At 65.4% G+C, this 17,499-nt stretch carries 13 protein-coding genes; 6 read left to right on the top strand and 7 right to left on the bottom strand.

Going from position 1 to position 17,499, the window contains the following annotated elements:
• Positions 1-217: 217 nt before the first annotated feature.
• Complete coding sequence (locus BMW76_RS41035; RefSeq protein WP_177200328.1) at positions 218-364, top strand: hypothetical protein; 147 nt, start codon at positions 218-220, stop codon at positions 362-364.
• On the opposite strand, the gene ppc is transcribed toward BMW76_RS41035, so the two are convergent.
• Positions 361-3,426: a phosphoenolpyruvate carboxylase gene (gene ppc / locus BMW76_RS07805; protein ID WP_090864572.1), complete on the bottom strand. Its 3,066-nt coding sequence runs from the start codon at positions 3,424-3,426 to the stop codon at positions 361-363. The genes BMW76_RS41035 and ppc overlap by 4 nt on opposite strands.
• 363 nt (positions 3,427-3,789) lie before the next feature.
• Here ppc and hemC point away from each other — a divergent pair, with 363 nt between their 5' ends.
• The 3 genes from hemC to BMW76_RS07790 are packed head-to-tail and all read left to right on the top strand — an operon-like array spanning position 3,790 to position 8,032.
• Entirely contained in the window at positions 3,790-4,785 is a 996-nt protein-coding gene (gene hemC, locus BMW76_RS07800) for a hydroxymethylbilane synthase (RefSeq protein WP_090864571.1), read from the top strand.
• Complete coding sequence (gene hemDX, locus BMW76_RS07795; RefSeq protein ID WP_090864570.1) at positions 4,785-6,839, top strand: fused uroporphyrinogen-III synthase HemD/membrane protein HemX; 2,055 nt, start codon at positions 4,785-4,787, stop codon at positions 6,837-6,839. The genes hemC and hemDX overlap by 1 nt, the downstream gene beginning before the upstream one ends.
• 2 nt (positions 6,840-6,841) lie before the next feature.
• Entirely contained in the window at positions 6,842-8,032 is a 1,191-nt protein-coding gene (locus tag BMW76_RS07790) for a heme biosynthesis protein HemY (RefSeq protein ID WP_090864569.1), read from the top strand.
• Between the two features lie 125 nt (positions 8,033-8,157).
• Here the strand turns inward: BMW76_RS07790 and BMW76_RS07785 are convergent, their stop codons facing one another.
• From BMW76_RS07785 to BMW76_RS07775, 3 genes are all read right to left on the bottom strand, one after another.
• Positions 8,158-9,477 (bottom strand): MFS transporter, encoded by a 1,320-nt coding sequence (locus tag BMW76_RS07785; protein ID WP_090864568.1) that lies wholly within the window; start codon positions 9,475-9,477, stop codon positions 8,158-8,160.
• Between the two features lie 245 nt (positions 9,478-9,722).
• Entirely contained in the window at positions 9,723-10,481 is a 759-nt protein-coding gene (locus tag BMW76_RS07780) for an SDR family oxidoreductase (protein WP_090864567.1), read from the bottom strand.
• A gap of 107 nt (positions 10,482-10,588) precedes the next feature.
• Positions 10,589-12,028 (bottom strand): aldehyde dehydrogenase family protein, encoded by a 1,440-nt coding sequence (locus tag BMW76_RS07775; protein ID WP_090864566.1) that lies wholly within the window; start codon positions 12,026-12,028, stop codon positions 10,589-10,591.
• A 356-nt stretch (positions 12,029-12,384) separates the two neighbouring features.
• Here BMW76_RS07775 and ppa point away from each other — a divergent pair, with 356 nt between their 5' ends.
• Positions 12,385-12,912 carry an inorganic diphosphatase gene (gene ppa / locus BMW76_RS07770; RefSeq protein ID WP_087734441.1) on the top strand — a complete coding sequence of 176 codons (528 nt, stop codon included), beginning with the start codon at positions 12,385-12,387 and terminating at the stop codon, positions 12,910-12,912.
• A gap of 75 nt (positions 12,913-12,987) precedes the next feature.
• Here the strand turns inward: ppa and BMW76_RS07765 are convergent, their stop codons facing one another.
• The 3 genes from BMW76_RS07765 to BMW76_RS07755 form a co-directional block, all read right to left on the bottom strand.
• Complete coding sequence (locus BMW76_RS07765) at positions 12,988-13,317, bottom strand: H-NS family nucleoid-associated regulatory protein (RefSeq protein WP_090864565.1); 330 nt, start codon at positions 13,315-13,317, stop codon at positions 12,988-12,990.
• Between the two features lie 155 nt (positions 13,318-13,472).
• A complete protein-coding gene (locus BMW76_RS07760; RefSeq protein WP_090864564.1) occupies positions 13,473-13,781 on the bottom strand; it encodes a GIY-YIG nuclease family protein in 309 nt (102 codons plus the stop codon).
• 9 nt (positions 13,782-13,790) lie between these two features.
• Entirely contained in the window at positions 13,791-14,963 is a 1,173-nt protein-coding gene (locus BMW76_RS07755) for a GNAT family N-acetyltransferase (protein ID WP_090864563.1), read from the bottom strand.
• Positions 14,964-15,377: 414 nt separating this feature from the next.
• Between BMW76_RS07755 and BMW76_RS07750 the strand changes: the two genes are divergently transcribed.
• The gene (locus tag BMW76_RS07750) at positions 15,378-17,435 is read left to right on the top strand and encodes an NAD(+) synthase (protein WP_090864668.1); all 2,058 of its coding nucleotides are present in this window, start codon (positions 15,378-15,380) and stop codon (positions 17,433-17,435) included.
• Positions 17,436-17,499 lie beyond the last annotated feature (64 nt).

Genomic DNA, 17,499 nt, shown 5'->3' with positions numbered 1-17,499 from the left:
ACGTGCATGAAGCGGGTGAGGCGTTTAGCGAGCACATTGGCGACGAACACAAGCCAGCACGCTGCCGCAAGAAATACGGGGACGTTGAGGGCCCGTGGGTAAAGGTCAAGCACTGGCGGTGTGAGCCCGCTTTCTTTGCTTACTTTCTTTGCGGCGGCAAAGAAAGTGAGTGCCGCCCCGCACAGGGGCAACGCCCGCGCCGGTAGGCGCATCGCGGATGCCAGCGAAGGGCGAAGCAAACGAACGCAATCGCGGATGCCAGCGGCAAGCCAAAAAAACCAGAACAAAAGCAGTCGCAGACAAAGCAGAAAAAGAAAAAAGCGGCGAATCAAACAAAACCCGCCGCCCGCAGGGCAAAAATTAACCAGTATTCCTTAACCCCGCCGCGATCCCGTTGATCGTCAAATGAATCCCGCGCCGAACGCGCAGGTTCGTATCCCCGCCGCGGTGCCGCTTCAACAGCTCCACCTGCAAGTGATTCAGCGGATCGAGATAAGGGAAGCGGTTCTTGATCGAGCGCGCGAGCAAAGGATTATCGGAAAGACGTTCTTTCCTGCCCGTGATCTCGGAGAGCGCATTCGACGTCCGCTCCCACTCGGCAACGATCCGCTCGAACACATGCTTGCGCAGCTTCTTGTCCGTGACGAGCGCCGCATAGCGCGACGCCACCGCGAGGTCCGTCTTCGCAAGCACCATGTCCATGTTGGACAGCAGGGTCGAGAAGAACGGCCACGTCTTGTGCATCTTGCGCAGCAGGTTCAGCCGACGCTCACGCTCGACATTCGAATCCGACGCGTCGAGCCAGCCCGCCACCGCGCTGCCGAAGCCATACCAACCCGTCAGCAGCAACCGGCACTGGCCCCATGAAAAGCCCCACGGAATCGCGCGCAGGTCTTCGATCTTGCGTTGCTTCGGGTCCTGCAGCTTGCGCGACGCCGGCCGGCTGCCGATATTCAGCTCGGCGATCTCCGAGATCGGCGTCGACGAGAAGAAGTAATCGGTGAAGCCCGGCGTTTCATAGACGAGCGCGCGGTACGACGCCATCGCGGCGTCGGAGAGCGTCTGCATCGTCTCCTCGAAGTCGGGCAGCTGCGCGGGCGCATTGCCGTGCGGCAGCAGCGAGGCTTCGAGCGTCGCGGCGACGACCGTCTCCAGATTGCGCCGGCCGATCTCCGGGTTGCCGAACTTGCTCGCGATCACTTCGCCCTGTTCCGTCAAGCGGATCTGGCCGTCGACGGTGCCCGGCGGCTGCGACAGGATCGCCTGATACGTCGGGCCGCCGCCGCGTCCGACCGTGCCGCCGCGGCCATGGAACAGACGCATCGTGATGTTGCGCTCGTTGAAGAGCGACACGAGCGCGAGCTCCGCGCGATACAGCTCCCAGTTCGACGTGAGGAAGCCGCCGTCCTTGTTGCTGTCCGAATAGCCGAGCATCACTTCCTGCTCTTTGCCCTGGTGCTCGATGATGGCATCGATGCCCGGCAGCGCGAGCAGGTCGCGCATGATGTGCGGCGCGTTGCGCAAGTCCGGAATCGTCTCGAAGAGCGGGATCACCATCAGGCCGGCACGCGCCGGATCGACCGGGTTGCCGAGCGAGCCTTGCAGCAGTCCCGCTTCCTTTTGCAGCAGCATCACTTCGACGAGATCGCTCACCGTCTCCGTGTGCGAAATGATGTAGTTGCGCACGGCGCGCGCGCCGAACTTCTCGCGCGTCACGCGCGCCTGTTCGAGCACGCCGAGTTCGCTCTTCACGAGATCCGAATACTCGATATACGGCGAGCGCAACAGGCGCGGCTGCGACAGCTCAGCGAGCAGCACGCGCAGCTTGTCCGCTTCGGGCAGCGCCGCGTAATCGCTTTCGACGCCCGCGCGGCGCAGCAGCTCGGCGATCACCGCTTCGTGAATGTCCGAGCTTTGGCGCAGATCGATGCTCGCGAGGTGGAAGCCGAACACTTCGGCCGCGCGCGTCAACGGCGACAGACGCGGCGTCGCGAGCGACGCGCCGTGATGCTCCGCGAGCGACTCGATCAGCACATGCAGATCGTGCACGAACTCGGAAGCGTCGCCATACGGAATCGCGCGAATCTTCGGCACGCCGGGGCCCGCGCTGCGCACGGGCACGACGCCTTCGCCGAGGCGCACGCGCGCGCTCGCGGCAAGGCGCGTGTAGATGCCGATCAGCGCGCGCCGGTACGGCTCGTCGGTGCGATGCGGCGAGTGATCAGGCGAGGCGTCCGCGAGCGCCTTCACCGCGTCGCTTGCGCCCGCCAGCAGATTCGACACCGACAGTTCCGCACCGAGCTTGTGCACCTGCTCCAGATAGTGCTCGAAGATCACCGCAGCCTGGCGCGTGATCGCGTTTTCGAGCGTTTCGCCCGTGACGTTCGGATTGCCGTCGCGATCGCCGCCGATCCAGCTGCCCATCTGGAAGAAGGACGGCAGCCGCGCGTCGAGGCCGTGCTCGACCAGCGCTTCTTCGATATCGGCGTACAGCGCGGGGATTTCTTCCAGGAACGTCGCGCGGTAGTACGACAGCGCGTTCTCGATTTCATCTGCGACGGTCAGGCGCGAATCGCGCAGCATGCGCGTCTGCCACAGCGACGTTACGCGCGCACGCAGCAGCAAGTCGTTTTGCAGGCGCTCGCGCGCCGTCAGCGGCTGGTCGCGTTCGGCGAGCAGCCGGGCGATGTCGTGCTGCGCATCGAGAATGCTCTTGCGCTGCACTTCCGTCGGGTGTGCCGTCAGCACGGGGACGATCAGCGCGTCGTTGAAAAACTGCTGCAAAACGGGCGTCGCGGCCGCGTTCGCTTCGACGAGACGGTCGAGCGCGTGCGCGACCGTGCCCGGCTGCGACGTCGAGCCAGCCAGATCGTGGATGCGGTGCCGCCGGTTGCGATGGCGGTCTTCGGCGATGTTCGCGAGATGCGAGAAGTAGCTGAACGCGCGCACGACGCTCACCGTCTGCTCGGGCGACAACGCGCGCAATTTCTTTTCGAGCGTCTGCGCGGCGACGCTGTCGTCCTCGCGGCGAAACCGCACCGCGTGCTGGCGAATCGTCTCGACTACGTCGAACACTTCGTCGCCTTCCTGCTCGCGCACCACGTCGCCGAGCAGCCGCCCCAGATAGCGGATGTCCTCGAAGAGCGGCTGGTCCTTGTCCTCGCGCGTGCGGGCGTTGTCTTTCAGCGGCGCGGCTTCCTTGCCGGCGCCGTTGCCTTTGGTTCGTTTCGACAGGCTGTTGGCGGCCGCTTTGGCCGCCTTGGTCTTCGTGGATTTGCCGGTTTTGCCGGATTCGAGGGCTTGCGTTGCTTTCAGGGCCTTCGCGGCCTTGACAGCCTTGACGGCGGAAGCGGCCGATGCGGCGTTTGCAGCGTCGGGCGAGGCAGTGTTGCGGCGGGCAGGGCGCGCCGATCCGGAAGACGTCACGATGTTTCCTCAGGAAAGCCAGGGTCTAAAGAATGTGGACTGCAACTTCAGTTACTGCGGGGAACTGCGCTAAAAGCCTGTCAACGATGCGGCGCGCGATGGAGGAAGGGCCCGTTGCGCGTGCTGCGCCGCATTAGATGATCGCGCATGCGGCGCATCGACGCGCGAACGACCGTGCTCGGGCTTCGGCGGCCACGCAAGTCACGAATCGATACGGCTCATCGAGCAGTCCGCGCCGACACCGTGCGCGAACCCGTCTCCTCCATCGAACTGCTTCGGCGTGGCCGTGCGGCCAGCGAGAGGTTGCCGAAGCGCGTGCTAACATTGTTTGTTATTACATCCCGTCGTTCAATGACTCAAACAATGAATTCCGAGACGCTTGCGCTCACGCCGCCCACTACGCTTGTCATCGCGTCGCGGGAAAGCCGCCTGGCAATGTGGCAGGCCGAGCACGTGCGGTGTGCGCTGCACAAATTATATCCATCTTGTGACGTAAAAATCCTCGGAATGACGACACGCGGCGATCAGATTCTCGATCGCACGTTGTCGAAGGTCGGTGGCAAGGGTCTGTTCGTGAAGGAGCTGGAGAACGCGCTCGCCGATGGCCGTGCCGATCTCGCCGTTCATTCGCTGAAAGACGTGCCGATGGAACTGCCCGAAGGCTTCGCGTTGTCCACCATCATGGAGCGCGAGGACCCGCGCGATGCGTTCGTCTCGAACCAGTACGACACGCTTGCCGCGTTGCCGCCCGGCAGCGTGATCGGCACGTCGAGCCTGCGCCGCGAAGCGATGCTGCGCGCGCGCTATCCGCAACTCATCGTGAAGCCGCTGCGCGGCAATCTCGATACGCGCCTCGCCAAGCTCGATCGCGGGGACTACGCGGCCATCATTCTTGCCGCCGCCGGGCTGAAGCGTCTGGGTCTCGCCGCGCGCATCCGTTCGCTGCTCGATCCCGCCGACAGCCTGCCCGCCGCGGGTCAAGGCGCGCTCGGCATCGAAATTCGCGCGGACCGCGCGGACCTCGCCGCATGGCTCGCGCCGCTGCATCACGAGCACACGGCCACCGCCGTCGAAGCAGAGCGCATGGTGTCGCGCGCGCTCGGCGGCAGTTGCGAAGTGCCGCTCGCGGCCTACGCGGTCTGGCATGACGGCGCGTTGCATCTGCGCGGCATCGTCGCGACGCCCGACGGGCAGCGCGTGCTCTCCGCACAGGCCTCGTCGCCCGCGCCGACCACGGGCGCCGCGCTCGAACTCGGCCGCGAAGTCGCGAGCCAGCTCGAAGCGCAAGGCGCGATGGACATCGTCCGCGCGCTCAGCACGGCGAGCGGGCCGGCGGCTGGTCCGGCGAATGCCCCGTGATGGCGGCCGGCTCGAACCCGACATCCGCTGATTTCCCGTCGACGGACGGCGCAGGGCCGTCGCGCGGTGCGCACCTGAGCGTCGTACTGACGAGGCCGGCGGGGCAGTCCGACGCGCTCGCCAAAATGCTGCACGACGCGGGTGTCGCGACCGTCGAATTTCCGCTGATCGAGATCGCGCCCGCCGACGACGAAGGCCCGCTGCGCGCGGCGCTCGCATCGCTCGACCGGTACGCGCTCGTCGTGTTCGTGTCGCCGAACGCCGTCGACTACGCGTTCGCGCGCCACGACGCGATCTGGCCGTATGCGCTGCCCGTCGGCGTCGTCGGTCCGGGCAGCGTCGCGGCGCTCGCGAAGCACGGCGTCGAAGCGCCCGCATATACGGTGATCAGCCCGAACGCCGGCGCCGACGACAACGACGGCGCGCGCTTCGACTCGGAAGCGCTGTACGCGGCGCTCGAAGCGTCGCTCGGCGAGAACGCGTTCGAAGGCAAGCGGGTGCTGATCGTGCGCGGCGACGGCGGCCGTGAATGGCTCGCCGACCGTCTGCGCGAAGCGGGCGCTGAAGTCGAGACGGTCGCAGCCTACCGGCGGCTCGTGCCGGAGCCGTCGATCGGCGCATGGTCGCGCATCCATGCGCTGCTGTCGGACGAATCGAAGACGCCGCACGCGTGGCTCGTCACGAGCTCCGAAGGCGTACGCAATCTCGGCGAACTCGCGGCCGACCATCTGACCGTCAGCGAGCAGGCGCAACTGAAACGCGCGATGTTCGTCGCGCCCCATCCGCGCATCGCGGAAACCGCGCGGGGATTGGGTTTTGATAGCATTACGGTGTCCGGTGCGGGCGACGAACGTATCGCGCGCACGCTGATTTCCCTCGCTGTTCCTTCCGAAGTTCAACCGGTCCAGTCCAACCCGGCACAAGAACGCATGACTGATACCAACGCATCCACGAATCCCACGCCCAACTCCGCGCCGCGGCCCGCCACCACGCTGCCGCCGAATCAGCCCTTTACGCCTTACGAAATGCAGCAACCGAAACGCGACAAGGGCACGGGGCTGCTCTGGGTCGTCATCGTGCTGGTGCTCATCGTGGCCGTCGCGGGCGGCCTCGCGCTGAACCGCAGGGTGATCAAGCTCGACCAGCAGCTGTCGCATCGCCAGCAGGCCATCGACGCATCGACGGCCGAGCTGCGCGTCAAAACGGAGCAGGCCGTCGCGACCGTGCAGGCCGCGAACGCGCAGATCGCGCAGCTCGAAGGCAAGCTCGCCGATGCGCAGAATTCGCAACAGGCGCTGCAGCAGCAATACGCGGATCTCGCGCGCAACCGCGACGACTGGACGATGGCCGAAGTCGGCCAGATGCTGTCGAGCGCCAGCGAGCAGCTGCAACTGACGGGCAACACGCAGCTCGCGCTCTTCGCGCTGCAAAGCGCCGACACGCGGCTCGCCGCCTCGGATGGTGCGCAGATGCTGGCCGTGCGCAAGGCGATCGCGCAGGACATCGACAAGCTGAAGTCCGCGCCTTCGACGGATCTGACGGGCCTCGCGATCAAGCTCGACGACGCGATCGACCAGGTCGACCAGCTGCCGCTTTCCGGCGAGGCGCCCATCGCACACGCGACGCCGCGAGCGGCCGAGCCGAAGGACGTCGAGCGCGTCGCGGCCGCGACGGGCGAGCCGAAGTGGAGGGTGTGGTGGAACCAGTTCGTGACGGGGGTCGGCCAGCAGCTGACCAGTCTCGTGCAGGTGCGCCGCCTCGATCACGCCGATACGATGCTCGTGTCGCCCGATCAGGGCTACTTCCTGCGCGAGAACCTGAAGCTGCGTCTGCTGTCGGCGCGACTGGCGCTGCTCGCGCGCAACCAGACCACGCTCAAGTCGGATCTCAACGCTGCGGACGAGGCGCTCGCGCGTTACTTCGACGCGTCGTCGAAAAAAGTGCAAACCGCGCGTGATCTCGTGAAGGAGGTCGATCAGGGCTCGGGGGCCGTCGAAGTGCCGAACCTGAATACGAGCCTGCAGGCCGTGCATCAATACCGGAACCGGGGTTAATCATGGCGCTGCGTGGACTTCTCTGGCTCGCATTCCTGTTCGCGATCGCCGTCGCGCTCGCACTCGTCGGGCGCTTCGACACCGGCCAGGTGCTGCTCGTCTATCCGCCGTATCGCGTCGATATTTCGTTGAACCTGTTCGTCGTCGGCCTGATCGTCACGTTCATCGTGATGTATGTGCTGCTGCGCATCGTGCGCAACATCTGGGGCATGCCGCGGCGCGTGGCCGCGTACCGCGCGCGTCAGCGCGTCGCGAAGGCGCATTCGGCGTTGCGTGATGCGATCGCGAATCTGTATGCCGGGCGCTTTTCGCGCGCCGAAAAGGCCGCACGCGATTCGCTCGCGAATCCCGACAACAAGGGCGCGGCGGGCCTGATCGCGGCGAACGCCGCGCACCGGATGCACGAGTACGCGCGCCGCGACGAATATCTCGCGCAGATCGATGCAACCGACTGGCAGGATGCGCGTCTGATGGCGACGGCCGACATGCGCGCCGATGGCCGCGATGCCGATGGCGCGCTGCTCGCGCTCACCGAAATGCAGTCGCAGGGCGGCCGCCGCATTCATGCGCAGCAGATTGCGTTGCGCGCGCAGCAGCAATTGAAGAACTGGGGCGAAGTGCTCAAGCTCGTGAAGACGCTCGAAAAGCGCGAGGCGATTCATCCCGCCGTGGCCGTGCGTCTGCGGCAGCTGGCGGCGGAAAACCTGTTGCGCGATCGCCGGCACAATGCCGACGCGCTGCTCGAACTGTGGCATTCGCTGACGCCGACCGAGCGCCATTCGCCGCGCCTCGCCGATCTCGCGGCCGAATTGCTGGTCGCGCTGAACCGTCCGCAGGAGGCGCGCAAAATCGTCGAGGAAGCGCTCGCGCAGAACTGGGACGCGCGCCTCTTGCGCCGCTATCCGGATACGACGGGCGGCGACGCGCTGCCGTTGATCCAGAAGGCCGAAGGCTGGCGCAAGGAGCGCCCTGACGACGCCGATCTGCTGTTCACGCTGGGCCGTCTGTGTCTGCATCAGCAGTTGTGGGGCAAGGCGCAATCGTTCCTCGAACAGGCGCTCAAGCAAGCCGACAACGAGACGCTCAAGATCCGCTCACACCGTGCGCTTGCGCGGCTGCACGAACAACTGGGCGATGCGTCGAAGGCGAGCGAGCACTATCGTGAGAGCGCGCTCGCGATGAACATCGTCTGATGGGCTGAACGGCTCTGGCCGCAGATAGCGCAGATGACGCGGATAACGCAGATGAAAAACCCTCGGTGACTCTCTGGTCATCGAGGGTTTTTTCTTGCTCGAAACCGCACAACAGCGGTACGCGATTATTTGTTCACGAGCCGCGCCGGTACGCTGATCGCGAGCAGTCCGCCGAGGATCATGAATGCGGCGAGCATGTACATGCCCGAGTCGGTGGTCGACGTGAGCTGCTTGAGCCAGCCCACCGCGTACGGGCTCAGGAAGCCCGCGAGATTGCCGATCGAATTGATCATCGCGATGCCCGCCGCTGCGCCCGTGCCCGCGAGGAAGGACGTCGGCAAACTCCAGAAGAGCGGCAGCGTCGTGATGATGCCCATCGTCGCGAGCGTGAGCGCGGCCATCGCGAGCGTCGTATCGTGCGCCCAGACCACAGACAACACGAGGCCGAGCGCGCCCGCGAATCCCGGCAGCGCGACGTGCCAGCGACGCTCGCGTGTGCGGTCGGCGCTGCGCGCGACGAGCACCATCGCGATCACGGCAGCAGCGAACGGAATCGCCGAAAGCAGGCCGATCATGAACGCATCGGTGACGCCCGTCGACTTGATGATGGTCGGCAGCCAGAAGCTCACGCCGTACAGGCCCATCACGAACGAGAAGTAGATCAGGCTCATCAGCAGCACGCGCGGGCTCATCATCACCTTGCCGATCGAGTGATCCTCTTTGGTCGCTTCTTCCGCGGCGATATTGCGCTCGAGCAGTTCCCGCTCCTGATCCGTCAGCCATTTCGCCTTCGAGATGCGATCGTCGAGCACGACGAACACCAGGATACCGACGATCACGGACGGGATGCCTTCGAGCAGGAACAGCCATTGCCAGCCATGCCAGCCGTTCGCGCCATTGAACGCTTTCAGGATGTAGCCCGAGATCGGCCCGCCGACGACGCCCGAAATCGCGATGGCCGTCATGAACCACGTGGTCATGCGGCCGCGCCGGTGCGCCGGATACCAGTAGGTCAGGTACAGGATGATGCCGGGGAAGAAGCCCGCTTCCGCGAGACCGAGCAGAAAGCGCATCGCGTAGAACATCGTGGGCGTGGTGACGAACATCGTCAGCATCGAGATGATGCCCCACGACACCATGATCCGCGCGATCCACACCCGCGCGCCGACGCGATGCAGGATGATGTTGCTCGGCACTTCGAAGATGAAATAGCCGATGAAGAAGATGCCCGCGCCGAAACCGTAGACGGCATCGGAGAGGCCCAGGTCGGCGCTCATGCCGAGCTTCGCAAAGCCGACGTTCACGCGATCCAGATACGCGACGACATAGCTGAGCATCAGAAGCGGCGTCAGACGCCAGGCGACTTTCCTGTAGGTCGCCTCTTCGAAAGTGGAAGGCGGCGCGCCTGCGCCGGGATGGTGAAGCGGATTCGCAGGACTGGACACGCGTGTCTCCTATCGACCAGCGTTGGCGCTTTAGCGCCTTACGCCGGTCCTATGCAAAGCTCGTTATTGTGGAAATGACGTACCGCCGTTCGCGATTCTAAACGTTCAACGCGCGCTGAAAAGCCGCTTGACGTCGGGGAATACACTGACTTTTCAATCGCTAACGCGCACATGCAGTGCGGCGCACGCGCGCCCGCGCCCGCGCGTGGCAGGAACGCCCGGCCCAAAGCGCACCTCACATGCCGCTACACGCAGCGTCCGCCGTCCACTTCGAGACACACGCCCGTGATGAACTCCGCTTCGTCCGACGCGAGATAAAGCGCGGCATTCGCGATGTCCTGCGGCCTCGAGAAGCGGCCGAGCGGAATGCCCGCCAGAAACTTCTGCCGGTTCTCCGGCGTATCTTCGACGCCCATGAACTCCGTCAGCAGTCCCGTCTCGCCGATCACCGGGTTTACGCAGTTCACGCGAATGCGGTCCGGCCCGAGCTCGACGGCAAGCGCCTTGCTCGCGACAATCACGGCGCCCTTGCTGCCGTTGTACCAGACGAGGCCAGGGCGCGGCCGCACGCCCGCCGTCGACGCGATATTGACGAACACGCCCCCGCCTTGCTCGCGGAAGTACGGGACGAATTCGCGCACGCTCCAATAGATGCTCTTCACGTTGACGGCGTACACGCGGTCGAACTCGGCTTCCGTGACTTCGAGCACCGGCTTGTTCCGATGCGTGGTGCCCGCGTTGTTGACGACGATCTGCACGCTGCCGAAATCTTCGATGGCAGCGGCGCGCAACGCGCTCCAGTCATCCGCGCGCGTGACGTCGCCCGCGACGGCAATCGCCTTGCCGCCCGCCAGCGCGATCTCGCTCGCGACACGCTCGGCGGCCGGGCCGTTCAGATCGTTGACGACGACGTTTGCGCCTTCGCGCGCATAGGTCTTCGCGATGCCTTCGCCAAAGCCCGAGCCGCCGCCTGTGACGATGGCCGTTTTGCCTGTCAGCCGCATGATGTCTCCTCTGTCGATGGGAGTCAGAGCCGCGGCCCTTGCTCCCGTTCCATGAAAGATGGTTGCTGTTGTTGTGCGAATCGTTTGGCGTTGTTTGCCGCTCTGCATCAGCCGTGTTTGATCGCGACGGTCTTCAGCACTGTGAAGCCGTACAGCGCTTCGAAGCCTTTCTCGCGGCCGTGGCCCGAATGCTTGACACCGCCGAACGGCAGCTCGACGCCGCCGCCCGCGCCATAGTTGTTGATGAACACCTGCCCCGAGCGCACGCGTCTCGCGATGCGCAACTGGCGTGCGCCGTCGCGCGTCCAGATGCCCGCGACAAGGCCGTACTGCGTGCCGTTGGCCAATGCGAGCGCTTCGCCTTCGTCGGCGAACGGCAGCGCGGCGAGCACCGGGCCGAACACTTCTTCGCGCGCGAGCCGGTGTGTGGGCGGCACGTCGCGCAGCAGGGTCGGCGCCTGATAGAAGCCGTCGTCCGGCGCTTCCGCGATCACTTCGCCGTGCGCCGCCATCGGGATGCTGTCGTGCTGCGCGTCCGACAGGAAGTCCCATACGCGGCGCTGCTGCTTCGCGCTGATCAGCGGTCCGCAGTCGAGATCCGCGTGCGCCGGACCTACACGCAGCGCACTGAACGCGCTCGCGAGCCTGTCGAGCAGCGGCTCGTAGATGCTCCGCTCGATCAGCACGCGGCTGCCCGCCGAGCAGGTCTGCCCGGCGTTCTGCACGATCGCGCTGACCAGCGTGGGCAGCGCGGCGTCGAGGTCGGCATCCCCGAACACGATTTGCGGCGACTTGCCGCCCAGTTCGAGCGTGACGGGCACGTGGTTGTCGGCCGCCATCTGCGTGACGAGCTTGCCCGTTTCGGGCGAGCCGGTGAACGAAATGTGATCGATGCCGGGATGGCGCGCGAGCGCCGCGCCTGCTTCGTGTCCGTAGCCGGTGACGACGTTGAGCGCGCCCGCCGGCAGACCCGCTTCGGCCGCGAGTTCGGCGACGCGCAGCACGGAAAGGCACGCGTCCTCGGCAGGCTTCACGACGCACGCGTTCCCCGCCGCGAGCGCCGCGCCCACGCTGCGCCCGAAGATCTGCATCGGATAGTTCCACGGCACGATGTGGCCCGTGACACCGTGCGGCTCGCGGATCGTGAAGACGGTGTAGCCGTTCTGGTAGGGCAGCGTCTCGCCGTGCAGCTTGTCGGCGGCGCCCGCATAGAACTCGAAGTAGCGCGCGAGCGCGGCCGCGTCGCCGCGTGCCTGCTTGAGCGGCTTGCCCGTGTCGCGCGCTTCGATCTGCGCCAGCTCTTCGTGGCAGGCGGCGACGAGCATCGACAGCCGGTACAGCAGACGGCCGCGCTCGGCTGCGCTGGCGGCGCCCCATGCGCCGTCGTACGCGCGCCGCGCGGACTGGACGGCGGTATCGATGTCGGCGGCGGTGCCGCGCGCGAGCGTCGTGAACGGCTGGCCGTCGGAGGGATCGACGACGGGGATCGTCTCCCCGCCCGATGATGCGGCCCATTCACCGCCGATGAAGTGTTTCGCTTCTTCCACACATGCTCCTTGCCTGAGGCGACAGAGGACGACCCACGAAAAAACGGGACAGCGGACGACGATGGCCTTGCGCGTATGACGGGCACAACGGAACCGTCCATAAGGACTGGCAGCGCGCGATGCGCGGCGACCAGGGACGGATGCCGGCGAAAGGATGCCGACATAACGTGCGCCTCGGCGAACGGATGCCGCCAGTCGTACGACGATTATCGCGCCGATCGCCACGAGGGTGTCATTGGCCGATTGGCTATAATGGCGCATTCCGCAGTGTCCGGGTTGCGGCGCCGCGTTCCGTATCGCGAACGCAGCGCGCGCCGCGCGCCATCTTTCACATTTCATCCTGATCAGAGAGCGCCATGAGCTTCAATCACGTCCCCCCTGGTAAAGACCTCCCGCAAGACTTCAACGTCATCATCGAAATTCCGGCGCAAAGCGATCCGGTGAAGTACGAGGCGGACAAGGAACTGGGCATGCTCGTCGTCGACCGCTTCATCGGCACGGGCATGCGTTATCCGGCGAACTACGGCTTCATTCCGCAGACGCTGTCGGGCGACGGCGACCCCGTCGACGTGCTGGTGATCACGCCGTTCCCGCTGCTGGCCGGTTCCGTGGTGCGCGCACGCGCGCTGGGCATGCTGCAGATGACGGACGAATCGGGCGTCGACGCGAAGCTGATCGCCGTGCCGCACGACAAGATCTGCCCGATGACGGCGGACCTGAAGTCGATCGACGACGTGCCGCAATACCTGAAGGATCAGATCAAGCACTTCTTCGAGCAATACAAGGCGCTGGAGAAGGGCAAGTGGGTGAAGGTCGAAGGCTGGGCGGGCGTCGATGCCGCCCACAAGGAAATCAGCGAAGGCGTGGCGAACTACAAGAAGTAATCGGTACGCTGAAGGTCTGCTGGCAAAACGCTCCTTCGGGAGCGTTTTTGTTTTTGGGCGGCGCGTTGCGTGCGCTTACTGCGGGCGCATTGTCGCGAGCCGCGTGCCGGCGAACGGGTCCTGGCGCCAGTCGACGGTCGGGCGAGCCGCCGGTTTGGACCGCGTGGCGCGCTTCTCGACGGCGAAGTGCTCCATCGACTGACCGGCGCTGACGGCCTGGCTCAGCCACTGCGGCAGATTCCCTTTGCCGTCCCACGTATCACCGGAAGCGCTGCGAAAACGCGCCGATTTCTGGCGCGTGCGCTCTTCGGCCAGTGCAGCCGCGAGATCGGTGATCCTGATGCCGACTTGCGCCATCCGGCGGCGCAGATACGCAATCATGCTGTCACGCTTACGCTCGTCCATTTGCTTTTCCCTTGAGGTTTCTGCCAGGTAGAGGCACTGCGTCGGTATTGATTCGGTGTGGGGTAGTATGCTTTCGGGCCAGAGGCGCGTCGAGGCGCGATTGTTGAAAACACTGTTGCTGCGCGGACAACGGCGCGGCGCGTCATGAATACGGATCAGGCTTCCTCGACGTCCGGCGCCTCTGCTTCGCTCAGCGCGGGCAGCACGGATTCGAGCGTCCGCGCCCCCGACGCCAGCTCCCGCTTCTGCGCGGGCGCGAGCTGCTTGACGCGGTACTCGGCCCGCAATGCGCTCGACCGGTCGGCGAGTTCGAACGACGCGAGCAGGCGCACGGGCTTGCGCGAGCGCGTGTAGCGCGCGCCCGTGCCGTTGCAGTGCTTGTCGAAGCGCGCCGCGACGTCGGTGGCGATGCCCGTGTAGACGCTGCCGTCCGAGCATTCGATCAGATACAGAAACCACGGCATGGCGCGCGCCTAGTCCTTGAACGGGTTGTGTTCGCGCAGTTCGTCGACGTACGCGTGGATGTGATTCTTTTCGCTGTCGAGAAACCGCGCGACGGCATCCGAGAACGCCGGATGCGCGAGCCAGTGCGCCGAGCGCGTGACGGTCGGCATGAAGCCGCGCGCCATCTTGTGTTCGCCCTGTGCGCCACCTTCGAACACGCCGAGCTTCTGCTCGATGCAGAATTCGAGCGGCTGATAGTACGCGGTCTCGAAGTGCAGGCAGGGCACGTGTTCGAGCGCGCCCCAGTAGCGCCCGTAGAGCGTGCCGCCCGCGTTCGCGCCGTCGCGCTGATAGACGACGAGCGAGCTCGCAATCGGCTTGCCTTCGTATTCGGCGATCACCAGCATCAGGTTCTCGGGCATCGACGCGCCGATCATCCGGAAGAAGTCGAGATTCAGATACGGACTCGAAAAGTGCTCGCGGTACGTCTGCCGATAGCACTTGCTGAAGAAGCGCCATTCGGCATCGCTGATGTCTTCGCCCGGCACGCGGCGAAACGTGATGCCCGCGTCGCGCACCTTGCGGCGTTCGGCGCGGATGTTCTTGCGCTTCTTCTGTTCGAGCGTCGACAGGAACTCGTCGAAATCGCGGTAGCCTTCGTTGATCCAGTGGAACTGCACGCCTTCGCGCTGCATCATGCCGAGGTCCGTCAGCACCTGCGCTTCCGTCTCGGTCGGGAAGAGCACGTGCAGCGACGATACGTCGGCCTGCTCGGCGAACGCGATCAGCGTGGCGGCGAGATGGCGCAGCGCGTGTTCGTCGGCGGCGATCAGGCGCGTGCCCTGCACGGGCGTGAAGGGCACCGCGCACAGCAGTTTCGGATAGTAGGGCAGGCCGTTGCGCTTGTACGCGTCCGCCCATGCCCAGTCGAACACATACTCTCCGTACGAGTGGCCTTTTGCGTAGACGGGCGTGGCCGCGGCCAGCTTGCCCGTGCGCGGATCGGTCAGCGTGACGAACTGCGGCGCCCAGCCCGTATCGGCGACGGCGCATTGCGTCGCGTGCAGCGCGCTGAGGAATTCGTGGCGCAAGAAAGGCGTCGGTTGCGCCTGCTGGCTGAGCAGCGCGTTCCACTCGGCGGCATCCACTTCGAGCGGCGAAGCGAGAATGCCCGCGCGGTAATCAAAACGTTCCTGGTTCAATCTGTTCGACCGTTGGCGATACTGTGTTGGCGTGCTCGCGTGGGCTCGCGACCCGACAGGACTCGGGGACGCCGATATGCGGGTGCTGCGCGCGCGGGACCCGTTCGCCTCGATGCAACCTCGATGCAACGACGATTCGATGGCAAGGCGCTAACTCCAGCGCGGCGCGACGAACGGCCATGTTAATGCAAATGCGTGCGCGGAGTGCGCAGCGTGGCGTCTGCGGCGGGCGCGGCGATTGTGTGAAGGCCTGCGCGTGTACAGGATCGAGACCTGGAATGCGCTTACCGCTTATCATCTACGCTGTTCGATAGCAGCCGTCGCGTGACCGCTTTGTCGTCCGATCGGTCCGATCCGTTCTATCCATTCGAACCGTTCAATTGGCCGACCCACGCGCCCGAAGGAATCTCTGACATGAAAGGCAATTTCTTTAACCTGTATTCGCATCGCTTTGCGCGCGTCGCGGTCGGCGTGCCGCGCTGCCGGGTGGCCGACCCCGCCTTCAACGCCGACGAGACGCTCAAGCTCGCGCGCGAAGCCGCAGCGAAAGGCGCGGCGCTCGTCGCGTTTCCGGAACTCGGCCTGCCTGCCTACACCTGCGACGATCTCTTTCATCAGGGCGCGCTGCTCGATGCATGCAAGACAGCGCTGGCAAAGATCGTCGATGCGTCGAAGAAGCTGTCCGCCGCGCTGATCGTCGGCATGCCGCTGCAGGTTGACCACAGCCTGTTCAACTGCGCGGTGGTCGTCGCGCGCGGCGCTGTATTGGGTGCGGTGCCGAAGAGCTATCTGCCGAACTACGGTGAGTTTTACGAAGCGCGCCAGTACACGCCCGCCGACAGCGCCGTCGCGCGCGAGATCGAGCTGCTCGGCGAGCGCGTGCCGTTCGGCGCGTCGCTGCTGTTCGAACTGACGGATGTGCCCGACTTCCGCTTTCACGTCGAAATCTGCGAGGACGTGTGGGTGCCCATTCCGCCGTCGTCGTTCGCGGCGCTCGCGGGCGCGACGGTGCTCGTGAACCTGTCGGCGTCGAACATCGTGGTCGGCAAGTCGGGCTACCGGCATCAGCTCGTCGGCCAGCAGTCGGCGCGCTGTCTCGCGGCGTATCTGTACACGTCGGCGGGGCGCGGCGAATCGTCGACGGACATGGCGTGGGACGGCCAGGCGTTGGTCTGCGAAAACGGCGAGATGCTCGCCGAGTCCGAGCGTTTTCTCGACGACTCGCACCTGATCTTCGCGGACGTCGATCTTGAACGGCTTTCGCACGAACGCATGCGGCAGACGACCTTCGGCATGTCGGTGCAGCGTCACAAGGAAGAAGTGGCGAAGTTCCGGATCGTGCGCTTCGCGATCGATCACGATACGTCGCGCGCATTGCCGATCGAGCGCAAGGTCGAGCGGTTCCCGTACGTGCCCGCCGATACGCGCCGCCGCGACGAACGCTGCAACGAGGTCTATAACATCCAGGTACAGGCGCTCGTGCAGCGGCTGTCGGCGTCGCGCATCCAGAAGGTCGTGATCGGCGTGTCGGGCGGACTCGACTCGACGCATGCGCTGCTCGTCTGCGCGAAGGCAATGGATCGTCTGAAGCTGCCGCGCACGAACATCATCGGCGTGACGATGCCGGGCTTTGCGACCAGCGAGCGCACGCTGAAGCAGGCGCGCGAGCTGATGGAAGTGGTCGGCTGCACGTCGATGGAAATCGACATCCGGCCGAGCTGCGAGCAGATGCTGAAGGACCTCGGCCATCCGTATTCGGCGGGCGAGGCGAAGTACGACATCACATTCGAGAACGTGCAGGCGGGCGAGCGCACGAACCATCTGTTCCGCCTCGCCAATTTCCACAACGGCATCGTGATCGGCACGGGCGATCTGAGCGAGCTGGCACTCGGCTGGTGCACGTATGGCGTCGGCGATCACATGTCGCACTACAGCGTGAACGCGAGCGTGCCGAAGACGCTGATCACGCATCTCGTGCGCTGGGTCGCGGAGACGGGCGCGATCGGCAAGAGCGGCTCGGGTACGCTACTCAACATCCTCGCCACCGAGATCAGCCCGGAACTCGTGCCCGGCAAGGCGGCGGGGGCGATCGAGCAGAAGACCGAGTCGTTCATCGGGCCCTACGAGTTGCAGGACTTCAACCTCTACTACATCCTGCGCTACGGCTTCGCGCCTTCGAAGGTCGCGTACCTCGCGCTGCACGCATGGCGCGACAAGGAGAAGGGCGGCTGGCCGGAAGGCGCGCACGTTGCGCGCAACGAGTACGACCTCGCCGCGATCAAGCGCAATCTCGGCATCTTTTTGTGGCGTTTCTTCAAGACGAGCCAGTTCAAGCGGAGCTGCGTGCCGAACGCGCCGAAGGTGGGCTCGGGCGGATCGCTGTCACCGCGCGGCGACTGGCGCGCGCCGAGCGATTCGGAGGCGACTGTCTGGACCGATGATCTTGCAACGGTTCCGGATAAAGCCGCCTGAAATCCGTCCTTATCTGCCGCCGCGTGCGGGCCGCTGCGCGCGGCGTCGTACCCATGCTGGCAAC

This window comes from Paraburkholderia diazotrophica, from assembly GCF_900108945.1.
Taxonomy (GTDB): Bacteria; Pseudomonadota; Gammaproteobacteria; order Burkholderiales; family Burkholderiaceae; genus Paraburkholderia; species Paraburkholderia diazotrophica.
Note: the sequence above shows the minus strand (reverse complement) of the source record. Positions and strands in the feature narration are given on the sequence as shown.